Origin of the sequence: Flavobacterium sp. SH_e, assembly GCF_025717045.1 — a bacterium.
GTDB lineage: Bacteria > Bacteroidota > Bacteroidia > Flavobacteriales > Flavobacteriaceae > Flavobacterium.
In genome coordinates, this window is record NZ_JAOVZN010000005.1 from 265,309 (window position 1) to 279,084 (window position 13,776).

The 13,776-nt window shown below is 33.5% G+C and carries 14 protein-coding genes; 3 read left to right on the plus strand and 11 right to left on the minus strand.

The window, feature by feature from the left end:
• Window positions 1–63: 63 nt before the first annotated feature.
• Window positions 64–255, plus strand: a complete 192-nt coding sequence (locus OD917_RS09065; RefSeq protein WP_263523220.1) for a hypothetical protein — start codon at window positions 64–66, stop codon at window positions 253–255.
• Window positions 256–337: 82 nt separating this feature from the next.
• Here the strand turns inward: OD917_RS09065 and OD917_RS09070 are convergent, their stop codons facing one another.
• The 11 genes from OD917_RS09070 to OD917_RS09120 all read right to left on the minus strand — a co-directional run bounded on the left by OD917_RS09070 (window position 338) and on the right by OD917_RS09120 (window position 11,894).
• Window positions 338–916 (minus strand): DUF4833 domain-containing protein, encoded by a 579-nt coding sequence (locus OD917_RS09070; RefSeq protein ID WP_263523221.1) that lies wholly within the window; start codon window positions 914–916, stop codon window positions 338–340.
• A 199-nt stretch (window positions 917–1,115) separates the two neighbouring features.
• Window positions 1,116–1,547: a GtrA family protein gene (locus OD917_RS09075; RefSeq protein WP_263523222.1), complete on the minus strand. Its 432-nt coding sequence runs from the start codon at window positions 1,545–1,547 to the stop codon at window positions 1,116–1,118.
• 1 nt (window position 1,548) lies between these two features.
• A complete protein-coding gene (locus OD917_RS09080; RefSeq protein WP_263523223.1) occupies window positions 1,549–2,235 on the minus strand; it encodes a CDP-alcohol phosphatidyltransferase family protein in 687 nt (228 codons plus the stop codon).
• Between the two features lie 151 nt (window positions 2,236–2,386).
• Entirely contained in the window at window positions 2,387–3,193 is an 807-nt protein-coding gene (locus OD917_RS09085) for a phytanoyl-CoA dioxygenase family protein (RefSeq protein ID WP_263523224.1), read from the minus strand.
• 231 nt (window positions 3,194–3,424) lie between these two features.
• Complete coding sequence (locus OD917_RS09090; RefSeq protein WP_263523225.1) at window positions 3,425–4,213, minus strand: SDR family NAD(P)-dependent oxidoreductase; 789 nt, start codon at window positions 4,211–4,213, stop codon at window positions 3,425–3,427.
• Between the two features lie 106 nt (window positions 4,214–4,319).
• Window positions 4,320–5,129 (minus strand): hypothetical protein, encoded by an 810-nt coding sequence (locus OD917_RS09095; protein ID WP_263523226.1) that lies wholly within the window; start codon window positions 5,127–5,129, stop codon window positions 4,320–4,322.
• Window positions 5,130–5,177: 48 nt separating this feature from the next.
• The gene (locus OD917_RS09100) at window positions 5,178–6,737 is read right to left on the minus strand and encodes a DUF1254 domain-containing protein (protein WP_263523227.1); all 1,560 of its coding nucleotides are present in this window, start codon (window positions 6,735–6,737) and stop codon (window positions 5,178–5,180) included.
• Between the two features lie 82 nt (window positions 6,738–6,819).
• Window positions 6,820–8,352 (minus strand): DUF1254 domain-containing protein, encoded by a 1,533-nt coding sequence (locus OD917_RS09105; protein WP_263523228.1) that lies wholly within the window; start codon window positions 8,350–8,352, stop codon window positions 6,820–6,822.
• Between the two features lie 410 nt (window positions 8,353–8,762).
• Entirely contained in the window at window positions 8,763–9,614 is an 852-nt protein-coding gene (locus OD917_RS09110) for an aldo/keto reductase (RefSeq protein WP_263523229.1), read from the minus strand.
• A 259-nt stretch (window positions 9,615–9,873) separates the two neighbouring features.
• Window positions 9,874–11,232 carry a hypothetical protein gene (locus OD917_RS09115; protein WP_263523230.1) on the minus strand — a complete coding sequence of 453 codons (1,359 nt, stop codon included), beginning with the start codon at window positions 11,230–11,232 and terminating at the stop codon, window positions 9,874–9,876.
• 101 nt (window positions 11,233–11,333) lie between these two features.
• Complete coding sequence (locus OD917_RS09120) at window positions 11,334–11,894, minus strand: hypothetical protein (RefSeq protein ID WP_263523231.1); 561 nt, start codon at window positions 11,892–11,894, stop codon at window positions 11,334–11,336.
• 180 nt (window positions 11,895–12,074) lie between these two features.
• Here OD917_RS09120 and OD917_RS09125 point away from each other — a divergent pair, with 180 nt between their 5' ends.
• Both OD917_RS09125 and OD917_RS09130 read left to right on the plus strand, forming a co-directional pair.
• The gene (locus OD917_RS09125; RefSeq protein ID WP_263523232.1) at window positions 12,075–12,494 is read left to right on the plus strand and encodes a helix-turn-helix domain-containing protein; all 420 of its coding nucleotides are present in this window, start codon (window positions 12,075–12,077) and stop codon (window positions 12,492–12,494) included.
• Window positions 12,495–12,596: 102 nt separating this feature from the next.
• Window positions 12,597–13,754 (plus strand): IS3 family transposase, encoded by a 1,158-nt coding sequence (locus OD917_RS09130; RefSeq protein ID WP_263523554.1) that lies wholly within the window; start codon window positions 12,597–12,599, stop codon window positions 13,752–13,754.
• Window positions 13,755–13,776: the final 22 nt, after the last annotated feature.

The following is a 13,776-nucleotide window of genomic DNA, read 5'->3' on the forward strand; positions in this document are numbered from 1 at the left end:
TAGATAAACAGAAGCTTAAAAATTCTCAAATCGAATAAATTTATTAATTAAAAAATTCAAGCCATGGAAAGTTCAAAAATAAATATCGAAAAAAGTGAATGCAGCATTTCTAATACAAAGATATATTATGGAGATAATGATGAATTAATCTGTGTTAAAGTTTATCAAGGAGATTGGGGCAATTGGGATGAAAAACCTGAGAAGAGTGAATCTATTTCCAATGAAAATATAGAAAATGATGCTGAAAAGCTTTGAAACTAAATTAATCGAAAATTTTCACAAGAAATGGGCTTTTTTTTATGATTTATTGTGAGAAAAAATTAATTCATCCAATATTTTATTTCAATACTATTCTTTCAGTAATTGTTTTATTTGAAGAAGCGTCAATTCCGGTAACTTCGGCATACTTTACATTTGGCAGCCAAAAAGAGCCTCCTTCAATGCGCACAAATATTTTCTCTACTTGTATTTTTTTCTGATTCACATTTACAAAAACATGATATTTTTGATCCGAATCTATCTTTTTCAAGATTAAAGGCAGTTTTTTATACGATACAAATTGAAGTTCAAACTCCTCATTATTCAGGGTTTTACTTTCTATTCCATATGCAAATTTGCGCTGTATGTAATTAAAATCTTTCTTCTCTCCTTTCTCAGCATATCGAATCCAATATCCTTTTACAGGATCGCTTTTGTCTATTTTTCCATTTTCCTGATAGTTTATAGCATAAATAGCCGTGTTTATATTTGGGTCTCGCTGAATGTAAAACAGCATATTATCTATGTTTTTAGGCGTTGGAAAATTTAATGGCGATGGATTTTTTGATTGTGCCGATAGATTTTCAGAAATTATATTGACTAAGATCGTGATAACGATTAGTGATTTTGTAAAATATTTAAATGATGTTTTATTCATAACAAGATGTATATATACTAAAACCCGTTGCGTAATTATTTAACACATAAAAACATAGATTTAGGACGCTTAAAAAAGGCGTTTCACTTGTTTAAAATAAACATAGCTAGCTAAGTGTTAGAAACTAGTTTCTTTTTATATTCTTTTTTCGCATCCAGCAACTATGTTTCTATGTGTTAAATAAATGGCACGCAACGGATTAATTTGATTCGATTATGTTCTGTTCTTTCTTTATTTTAAAAACCCAATATTTAATCAGTGGGTAATTAAATCCATAAGAAACAAAACTATCGGTGATTAATCTTCCTATTCTGTAATCGATTTGAAATGCTTTTTGCAAAATAAGTGTACCAAATGATTTTAAGGAAATGCTTCCCAAAACAACCAACGCAAATTTAAAAAGCTGACTATTGATGCGGCTGCTATAACCAGATTGGTTTTTAAATACCCAAAATCTATTGATGCTAAAATTGATAATTGCGCCAACGGTTCCAGAGATTAGAATAGAAAAGCTAAAATGCAGTTTAAATACTTCTGTCAATAGAACCATTAAGCCATAATCGGTTAAGCCACCTAAAAACGCCGCAACTTGTGCTTGTAAAAAAGTAAAAATAGCTTTTTTCTTGAACATTTCAGCCTTGGTATTTATCTTTTAAATCGCCCAGCTTTAAAAGTTTCAAGCTGTCTATGGTATTAATTATAAATAGCACAATAGTGATTGAGCCAGCCAAATAGGCAATTGATCCGTGAAATAAAACTTCAAGAATTAAAATTAAAGCAATAATAAATCTAAGTTCTGTTGGACCAACAAAGCCAGAATCTATGCTGTACTCATTTGTAATTTTGTAGCGCAACTGACTGATAATGATAGACCAGCCATACAATGCGACAAAAGCAAAGGCTACTATTTGTGTGCCATTTTTAGCATAAATGTAGTAGCCAAAGCCTATAAGTACAATACCGATCCAATCGGCAATAATATCGAGTGCAAAACCATACCAGCGGCGCGGAATATTTCTATAATAGGCCAATCTTCCGTCTAAAGAATCACCTAACCAATTTATACCTAAGCCGATAATACCAAAAAGCAAATACCAATTTGCCAAATAAGTTCCCAAAACAAAAGCCAGAAAAACTAATCCTGAACCAAGCGTACCTATTAAAGTTAGCAAATTTGGCGAAATAAATTTAGGGACTTTTGGAAGCAGAAATACAATCGTTGACTGTTCTGCTCTTTTTAAAATATTAGTTCGCTTACGGTCTGAAAATGTCCTTTGTTCAATTTCATTATAATCTTCAGCATGTATTTCTTTTCCCATTAGTCTAATATTTGCAAGCCTGATAGTATAGCTAATTCTAGTTTTGCAATTTTTAATTTGATTTTTCTTTGCTTGCTTTTAAAAAAATCTGTGGTACTTTTTAGTTTACCTGATCTAACCAGATAACTAAATGCGATAACAAACAGCATAATTATTTAACAATACCCGCAAAACGTTGATAGAAAACCGTTGGACTGTTTTCATTTTTAGGAGCATATTTTCCTGCTATGATTGGAATATAAATAACTCTTCTTCTGCTTTCTTCGCCACGAACAGATGATTGTGCAACTCTGTGCCACAAACGTCCATCGTGAATGGTTAAATCTCCAGCTTCAGGAATGATAGAAACTTCCTCTGGATCAGCTTGATGATCTAAAAAGTATTTTTTACGGAAAAGCATTTGATAAATACTTTGCTTATGAGTTCCAGGAATGATTTTTAGACCGCCATTTTCAGGTTTTAAAGTGCTTAAATGAATACCGACATTTAACATCGGGTTTAATTTTCCACCATAAAAAATATCTCTTAAACCGTCTGTATGCCAGCCCATTTTGGTAAACTTACTTTCTGGCCCATTGATATAATGATTGAAAACCATTCCGTCTTTTTCTTCAGTTCCTAATCTTGCACCCTCTCCTGCCAATGGCAATAAACCATTAAATCTTGGATCAAGCAAAAGACCACTTAAGGCTTGATGATGTTGATTGATAAAAGCAAAACGTTGTACAATAGCGGAACCATCTAAATCTTTTCCGTATTTAATTGGAACACCGTTTACTTTTTGAAGATCATTTTCGATCCAATTTTGCTCCACCTCTTTGGAAGCATCAATGATGGATGAAACAGTTTCCGGATTTATAAATTTTTTGAAATGGATAAAACCATGTTTGTTAAAAAAGTTTATTTGCTCATTAGTTAATTGCTCAGTAAGGGTAAAGGTTTTATAAGAAGATACCATGATAATATAGATTTAATAAATGAAATAATAGTGTTTATAATTTTATCTAAAAGATTGCAACAACAGCAACAACAATACATTAGCATGTTTTTGTGCATTCGACCTTTAGGGAAATTAAACATATTTTTTCTTTTATCTGACATACTCTATAGAATTAGTAGAATTTAATACAAACATAATATATATTTTCTCTTTTGCAAAGAATATTTTTATATTTTTTTTCGAAAAAATTTAAATTTTATAAATCCCAGCTGCCGTTTTTTCGATAAAAGCCTTTGGCAGTATACGATTAGCATACACCGAAATGATATTTGTAAAACCCGGAATAACTTCAGATTTTTTATTGAACATGGCTTTTACAGCCATTTTTGCCACTTCATCTGGCTGCATATTAAACTTTTCCGCCATTTTGTTTAAAGCGCTTAAACCAGCTCTTGCAGCAAAACCAGTATTAACCGGCCCTGGACTAAAACAGGTTACTGAAATTGAAGTTTGGCCAAGTTCGAAACGCAAAGCACGCGTAAATGATAAAACAAAAGCTTTTGTTGCTGAATAAACCGCCAATGTAGGTACAGCCTGATATGCAGCAGTACTCGATATATTTAAAATGTAGGCTTGTTTTTCTTGTGAAAGTATAGGTGCTAATAAATGTGAAAGTTCTACTACGACATTCATGTTAAGCTGCATCATGCCAAGCTGATCGGTTAAAGAAGACTTGCTAAAATCGCCCCAAACACCATAACCTGCATTGTTAACCAGAATACCAACTGGATAATTATTGATTTTTACCCAATCGGTTACTTTTTGTGATGCACCATTTGTAGAAAGATCAATCGATAAAATAAAAGCATTGATGCCGTATTTAACTTGAAGATCATCAGATAGTGCTTTTAATTCCTCATCACTTCTTGCAACAAGCAATAGCGGATATCCTTGTTTAGCTAATTCATAAGCAATAGATTTTCCAATTCCTTTGCTGGCGCCAGTTATTAAGGCATACGGTTTAGTTTTTTCGCTCATTTTAATAATTTAATTATCAAATATAAAGATTAATTGTAAACCGTTGAGTGTGGAACGTATATAATAATTCGCCTCTTCTGCCCTATCTTATGGGTTCCATATATGATTAAAAAATTACCTGAAACTGAAAGATCGCCTGCCAATTTCCAATTAAATCAGGTCTCACTACATTATAAAAAGCTTGAGCGCCTGCAGAATAAAAAAGTTTGCTTTTTGTGCCTATTTGAAATGTTTTGCCTGGGCCTCCGCCAATGGGAACGAGCCATTGATTATCACTTGATGCCAACCAATTAACTTCTACCGTGGCATTACTTTCAATAAACCATCCCTTAGAAAAATTATAATAAGCTATGTATTGAATGCTTCCAGAATTTACTTTATTGTTTTCATCTCCTCCGAGCGACCAATAATTTTGAGCCACAATTCCGCCTGAAAATTTATCTCCCGCCAGATATAATAAAGCAGTTGGTCCAATACTTAATTGATTGCTTCCTAAAGCAGGATTTGTTCGTGTCGGAATTTGCATTGCGGGTCCAACACCCCAACTGAACTTACCTTTTTTTTGAATACTTGAAAAATAACCGTTGAACAATATATTTCCCATTCCTCCTTCGTGTGTACCGCCAGGAGTAAGTGGCGGTACAGTCTGAAAAGGAATAATAGTATAGGTTATCAGTTTTAAATTGCTTCCGAGTTTAAAAGGATAAACAGGCTGTATAGAGAATGAACTTGCTGTTCCATCTGCAACGGGCAATAAAACTTCCTGCAGAAAAACGCTTCGCAAACCGCTTACAGGATCTTGTCTTTTTTTGCTCATTTCTTCTATAGAAGTTTTCTCTGATTCATTAGATTGACTAAAAGCAGAAAGCGAAATACAACAAAATAAAAAGGCTAAAGCATTATATTTTATGTTCATAGTCTCTATTTAAAAATTTATGTTTTATTGCTAAAAGAGCAAAAAAAATTAATTTATCTTCTCAAAATCGCCTGGCACCCATGAATTATCAAGAGCTTTTTCGGTAGGCCCGTAAAGACGAAGTATGGCGAAATAGCCTTTGCCCGGAATTGTTTTTAACCAATTTTTCGTTTTTCCGTCTGGAGCTTTAGGACCTACATACAAATCAGTAGAACCGTCTGCATTTTGAATAGGTTTATCTTTTGAGCCCAATGATGGGAAAGGCTGTCCGTTAGCATAACCTGAAGCATTTTCTGCTTCATATAAAGTAAGTGACCAAAAATTCGCAGCTGGAACATTTGCAGGAAGTGTTACTTTATAGGTTGTAGCAGGATTAAGATAATTACCATCTTTATCACGAAAACCTACCACATATTTAGCTCCTTTACCAGGTGTTTGCGATGCCATTCCAGGACTCCAAGAATAATAATCGGTAAAGAACCATATACGAGTATCAAGATCCATAAAACCTCCTTCTTTACGTTTCCAGTCTAGCTCTTTCGTAAAAGGTCCTGAAATATTATCACGAGTAGCTCCAGTCATTGGATTTACCCATTGACGGTCAGGATACATATGAAAGGAACGTCCACTGACTTTGCTGCTCATCCCTATTACACGACTCATTTTATAAGCCGCTTTGGCTGCTTTATCAAGAATATCTTTAGTATGCGCATCAGGACTAAAGGGCTGTCCTTTTATTATGCCAAGTGAAGCCAACATTCCCAGCCAATCAGGCGAACCAATGTTTGCAGGATCTTCACTATCTACAAGGTGTTTTAATTGTTCAAATGCCGAAAAATCACGAGCAGGAAGCATATTGGCCTTAACACCAGAAGCATCAGGAAATTTCATTGGCACTGCACTGCTTTCTTTTCCTAAGGGATAAATTTTAGATTTTTCTACCAAAGAAACTGCAGGTGTCAAATCAGTAGGCAGTTCATAAAAAGAACGAAGGAAAATAAATAGATTATTGGTTTGTGAACGATACACAAAATAACCTGAAGGTATTGTCCCTTTATAATTTGGCGGTAATATCAAAAATTTACCTCCTTTACCGGCATCAGGACCAAAAAAACCGAGATCTCCAAAATATTTACCTCCATCGACAGGAATTGGACGTTGCCAGAAATCTAATAAAATTCCTTGTAGCATGGGCGGCGCTTCAAAAACTATTGGTCCATCTTTACCCAAATCAACATAACTCATCGCATAAATCACATCGGAGTTTGGAGTTGTTACTAATGTATTAGCATCCAATCTTTTTTTCCAGATTGGCAAAACATTATAGCCTGCACCAAAGGTTTTTTCTGAACCTTCTTTCATACTAAGTGTATTTATTAAAGGCAAAGCCCAAAGATAAGTTTGGCAAGCTCGCTGAAACAATAATTCATCTGCCAATGTTTTGGCTTGTTCGTCTGTTGGTCGATTTTCTTCAAAAGACATATTGGCCAAATCATCAAATTTTGAATTTCCATCTGATGAAACTGTTTGCGTTTCTGTCGTTTTATTTTGCTTGCAGGCTACAAATAGTACTATCGATAGTACTGCTATTATAATTTTATTTTTCATAATGTACTTTTTTACTTTTGCCTCTTTTTTTCATTAAACAACTAATAATAAAAAACTTATAATATTCAGAAAACCAAAGAATTTAAATCTTAGTAATAACCGGCGGTGTCCATGTACCTTTAGTAACTCCTTCTTTACCCCAATACGCACGGATGTATAAAGAAAATGTTCCCTGCGGCGATGGAAGCCAATTACTTTCCTTATCAGCTCCAGGAGATGTTGAACTTACGTAAATCGTCAGAGATCCATCTGCATTCTTTTTAAGGCCTTTGTTTTTTGTACCCAATGAATAGCGGTTTATTTTATTTTTAGAAAATAAATGATGTTCATTATATAAAGTCAGCGACCAAAATCCTTGTACAGGAGGTTCTTCTCCCTTTGCAAAAGTTACGGTATAATTATTTTTGCCATCTAACTGTGATTTATCCGAAGCATTATCTGTGTAGTAATATTGTGTTTCATTTGGTCTGTTATCAAACATGTTTGATTTTGCAGTTGCAGCTCTGTTGTAATAATCATAGCTTCCTGAACCTGTCCAGTCTGCACTGTAAAAGGAACGATTCCAGCCATTTCCTGCGGCCACTCCGTTATTTTTCCAAAGGAAGAAACTATGTATAATAGTTTCTTCTGTTTTTTGTGCTGTTTTGATCAATGCTTCTTTTATTGCCGGATCAGATTTAGTGGCTGCGATTAATTCTTTCAATTGTTCATATAATTCCTCCTCACCTTTAAGCGGTGGTAAAATTTCCAATACTTTTCCCAATTCATTCTCATCAAAAAACTTTTCAGGAACAACCCATTTTGTTTCTTTACCATCAGAAGCAGGACCTTTTATAGATGGCAGATTCTTATACACTACGGTTTTTATTTTACCATCAAACTCAGCAACAGGATAAGCTACAATCTGATTTATAGCAGACTGAATGGCTTGTTTGTCTTCTTTGTTATCATTTTGAAATACTCTTGGGATAATATTGGCCAGTGTCGTTGGGCATTTTACAATATCAGTTATTCCTTTTGGTGCTTCACCTTTCCAATTAGGACCAGTTAACAGATAAAATCCAGGTTTAGTGCCATAAGGTTTACCCAACTCTCCAAATTGATTTGTTCTATGATCGTACATGGCGTATACCCAAAAACGATCTCCAAAATCTGGAACCTGAACCACTACGGGCTGTGAATCTAAATCGAAAAATCCGAGACCGTAAACCACATCCTGATTGGGACAGGTAACAAACGTTTCATCTGGCGTAATATAATCGTTAAGCATCGCTAATCGACCTTGAGGAGCGACTGGCAAAACGCCGTTTAAATATGCTGGCTGAGGCGCTTGTGTTATTGCTGTACGTCGATTTAGCATATTTATCATTGGCCATGCCCAAACGTATGCAAACTCCCCAAGTTTCTGTGCATATTCAGGACTCATTTTCTCTCTTTTTGGAAGCACGAGCGAAAAGTCGCTGCCTGATTCTGTATTTTTTATTTCTAAAGTGGCTGCAACGGGTGCTGCTGCTTCTGTTTTAACAGTTTCTTCCTCGGCTTTCTTTTTGCATGAAGATGCTATTCCAAGTGCAACCAAAAATAAAACGGCAATTTGTAATGATTTCTTTTTCATATTATGATTGGATTAATTGTCATTATGTACTTAATGTTCCTATTTTTAAATTTGATTTTTAACATGTTATGAAGCCTCAACATCTGGCAAAGCCAAAGGTTAAGTACATTTTTTTTTCTATTGAAACGGTCTATCCAATTTTAGATTTGCCTGAAAGAATAAATTTACAACAGCATGTTTTACAAACTCAAAAAAAGTGGTTGCATATTATAACTTGCAACATTAAAATGCATTATACATACCTATACGACACAAAAAGACTGCTTTAAAATCTCTTATACATTCACTTGAAAATAAGCCAATTTGTATAAAATGATTTTGATTTCGTATTATAAGAGACAAAAAAAAACTCCAAATCAATGATTTAGAGTTTTTCATGTACTTTTTTCGGCTATCAAACCATTTTTATTTTAGCTCCATTCAGGAAACTGGGTTTTGTTTAAATCCAATTTTTCAATCGCTTTCATGTCAGCATCGTCAAGCTTGAAATCAAATATATTAAGGTTTTCTAGAATATGTGCTTTTTGCGAAGATCTCGGAATACTAACAATACCGCGCTGGTAATGCCATCTCAAACTTACCTGTGCCGTAGTCTTTCCATATTTCCTGGCAATCTGAGTTAATACTTCATTTGTAAAAAGACCATTTCGGCCTTCCGCAAAAGGCGCCCAAGCCTCCATTTGGATATTATGTTGTTTTAACACGTTATAATCATTGGACTGCTGAAAATAAGCATGAGTTTCAATCTGATTCACTGCAGGTTTTACCTCAGCATAAGATAAAAGATCTTTCAGTTGCTCTGGGCTAAAGTTACTTATTCCTATAGCTCTGATTTTTCCAGCTTTGTAAAGCTCTTCCATTGCCTTCCACGATCCTTTTACATCTCCTCTTGGACGATGAATTAGGTACAGATCAAGATATTCAAGCCCTAGTTTTCTAATCGTTTCTTCAAATCCTTTTTTAGCGTTTTCATAACCAGCATCATCAACCCAAAGTTTTGAAGTAACAAAAAGCTGCTTTCTATCAATTCCGCTTTGTTTTATTGCCTTCCCTACTTCTACTTCATTTCCATATACTTTAGCGGTGTCAATAAGGCGATAACCTGCCGCGATTGCCTCAACTACAGATTTCTGGCATACATCACCGCTTAGTGCGTAAGTTCCAAAGCCGAGTATGGGCATTTTTAAACCGTTATTTAGCTTAACATCTGGAATGCCTTTAGCAACTTTATCCGTCAAGACATTTCCAAATAGATCAGGCATGCCAAACATGCCTAGGTAAATTCCAGCAGCTGCTAGTTTTACGCTGCTTTGCAAAAACTTGCGTCGGTTTATTTCGTTTTTTTGGTTTTGAGAATTCATGTTTTTTGGTCTAGTTAGTCAATTATAATCAGCTAATAAAAGTATATATTTATTTTAAATAAAATAACTCATTCTGTGATAGATTTCTACATCGTCGAATAAGTAATAAAGTCATTTAAAAAAATAAAGCCGTACAGAGTTCGATACGGCTTTATTTTTGTTACATTTCTTTTAAGTTGATTTCTTTTTTCTCTCCATCCTTGTCAAGGGTTACACGCTTCTCTATATTGGCTTTATCCGTATAAGATTGTTTTGCTGTACCATAATTTGTTGTAGAGCCTTGATAACCGAAATAATTATAATAATTTGTATATCCAGACACGTATGAATAATTATAAGAGTTTGTAAAATCAAAACTTACCATAACAATGTAAGTTCCTGGCATTAGATCTGCGAACTCAAAATGTCCTTGATCATCATAAACTTTAGCTTTTTTAACCGAATAACCAAAATCGCTATCCAAAGGAACTTCTGGCATCTTTTTCTGTTTGCGAATTTTCTTGTTCACTTCTAACCATTCTTCATAATAAGCTGAACTTGGAAATATTGTAATTTCGGTACCTCTTGGCGCATATTGTTTCTTAGCGGTATTAACCAAACCTCCCAATCTTTTACCAGAATCAGATCGCGCGTATGCTGTGCCAATTATAACACCATTTCCGCTCGAAATCTGTCGAGCAACTTCCTCTTTATTAAATTTGTTTTTAATAGGCTGATAATCCAACTCTTCGTTGACCGTTATCTCCCACATTCCATTGGCCATAGACATTTCTCGCTGCCATAAACGGTGATCTTTTTTGTCTATAATATAATTGTAAAAAGCATTGGTGCTTTCTTCCAGAACCGATACAATCCATGTTTCATGCTTGCCAGTTCTTGGAGAATTGTAAACGAAACTTTTAACCTCTTTTATGGTATAATATTCAACAAGCACATTTGACTCATCATTATAATAAAATTGTGGAAAACGGCCTTTATATCCTACATCCAATGGCAATGTCCCAATTAAATGATCAGTCCAGTTGAAGTCAAAAAATTCTTGAGTAGGTTTTAGTTTCAGTTTTTTATCTTTTTTGGTTTTCTTCGAATAAAAATTACCTGTAATCGTTTCGCCAAAGTTAAGGTTCAGTTTTGCATTTTTGGTTTCATCAGAATAACTTATTGCTTTCAATGTTAGCGCATCTGCTGTACTAATACGTGTGGTTGGTTTTCCATTGTCTTTTGGAGTAAAAGTATTGTCTAAAGTCAATTGATTGTTAGCCAAAACAATATCGTAGGTCAATGCTCCCATATTTTTCCATTCTGTACCTTTTACATAATAAACGGTATAGAGTGATTTTCCGGGTTTGATATACTTGGTATTGATATCCTTACTGCCCGGTATAATTTCTTTTTGGCTGAATGCAAAAAATGGAAGCAGCATTATTACGTACAAAAGCTGTTTTACCAAAATTGCTTTTATATTTTTTAAAAATGTTAATTTCATTAATAAAAAACGATCTAAACTGTTAACTTTCATTGGGATTTATTTGATTAGCCACAAATTTACTGACGCCAAATACAGAAAACAATACCTGATTTCATGGTTATTTTCCTCCCAATCGCACCCATTTGTAATCTTTATTCCGTTACAGAATCAACCAGAATCTTTTTCTTGATTTTCTCCACTCCCCTTTCTTTTATTAATTCTACTGCATCGAGCATTTTGGTTAAATGAATATAAGGCGTCATCAAATCAGGATCTGGATCTGCGGCATGAGGCGACAATGAAAACTCTAGAACTTGATATAGAAATAATTCAAATTCTTGGAGCGTTTTTTCATTAAATGCGTTTTGAAATACTATAAAAGGATTATCGTATTCTTCCTTAGTTAGAGAAGAAAGCTGAAAAGCCTTTTCTTGTGGCAAAGATTCTTTTACGTTCCATTTTTTACTTTTCTCTTTTAAACAGCAACAAACTCTGAGGAATGATTTGAGAACCGAATACAAAATAAAAACATCTGAAGGATTCTCCTGTTTGTAGACTTTTGTTTTATAGCAGTAAATTACCGCTTCGCTTAAAATTTGTTTATAATAATCGAGATGTGCATAGGCAAAAAAGGCATTAATTACCTTAAATGGATTTCCTTCTATATTTCCTGCCCAAAAGCTGGTTTCGAAATACATTTTATTCTTTTTCATAGTCAATAGATTTAATTTATGTAGCGAAATTCTTCTATTTCAAAAGAATAAACTATTCAAAAACTAGATATATTATTCTGACAAAAAAGACTCTTTTTTGCGATATTTTTTTATCTTTGAAACTCATGATTTTTAGCCAAATGGCTTTATCTTTGATCTTTTAGAAAACCAATATTCATTATGGAACAGAAAATACATCAGGGAAGAAACGTAAAACGTTTTAGAGAAATGCTTAACATAAAGCAGGAAGCTTTAGCTTATGATCTGGGAGAAGACTGGAACCAAAAGAAAATTTCTATGCTGGAGCAGAAAGATGTAATTGAAGACAGTTTGCTAAAACAAATTTCAGCTGTATTGAAAATTCCTGTTGAAGCTTTTCAGAATTTTGATGAGGAACAAGCTATAAATATTATTTCTAATACTTATTCATTCGAAGATTTTAAAGATAATGCCGTTGCTTCTGGATTTAGCTACCAACCATCTTTCAATCCTGTTGACAAAATTGTTCAACTATATGATGAAAAAATTGCTTTGTATGAAAGGATGTTGAAGGAAAAAGAGGAAATGATGGTGAGGTTGGAGAAATTGATTGGGAAATAGTTATTTATAAAGATATATTGATTTTGGAAAGAGACTTTAAAGTCTCTTTTTTATTTTGATTATATTCAAATGTAAATCAGTAATACATAATAGTAATAAATGATGGGATCAATACAAAAAAAATACACATCTGACTTTAAAAAGAATGCAGTTCTTCTCAGTTATGGAAAAAAAAGTGTTAATGAAGCTGCTAAAGAACTTGACATCACACCAAAATTACTATCAAAATGGAGAGTAACCTACCAACAATATAAAGAAGGAAGTTTTCCAGGAAAAGGTAAAAAAAGAGTTTACTATGATGATTTAAAGATTTTTGAGCTAGAAAAAAAACTTGTAGAATCAAAATTGAGATTAAACATAATTAAGGAAGGAATAAAATTTAAACATGAAGGCAAAAAGGCAATTTACAATTTTATCAATCAGAATAAAAAGAAATATCCGATTACCATAATGTGTAATGTTTTAGGAGTTTCCACTTCAATGTACAATTTAAGAATCCAACATCCATTATCAAAAAGAGAAATCCAATTAAACCAATTCAAAGAGGCAATTACTTCTATCTTCTATGAATTTAAGCAATATAAAGGTTGTGTATTAATTGCAAGAGAGCTAAATAAAAGAGGATTGCAAATCTCCGAAGATCAAGTTACATTTTTCATGAACCAACTGGGGCTTAAACGCAAAGTCAAAAGGAAATACAAAGTAACTACAGATTCTAAACATAATCTATACATTCCGCCAAATATACTTAACAGAAATTTTACCGCAGTTAAACCTTCACAAGTTTGGGTTTCAGACATCACTTATTTGCAGATTGATAAACGCTTTTTGTATCTAACTGTAATTATAGACCTTTATGATCGTAAAATAGTTGGCTGGAATATTAGTTCTGGACTTTCAACTAATACAACTATTTTACCTGCATGGAAAATGGCAGGAAATAACCGCCAAATAAAAGAAGGCTTATTATTCCACTCTGACCGAGGAACACAATACGCGAATAAAATTTTCTCCTCTATTTTAAAAGAGAACAACTGTATTCAAAGCATGAGTCGAAAAGGTAATAGTGTGGATAATGCAGTTGCCGAAAGCTTTTTTAATTCTTTAAAAAGAGAATTAATAAAAAAGCAGACAAGATTATTATCTCCGAAAGAAATGAGAGCAGAAATATTTGATTATATCGAAAACTGGTACAACAAGAAAAGAAGACATTCTTCACTTAATTATAAAACCATTGAAGAATTCAATCAAGAAATCTGATTTAAAAAAAATACGTTTACAG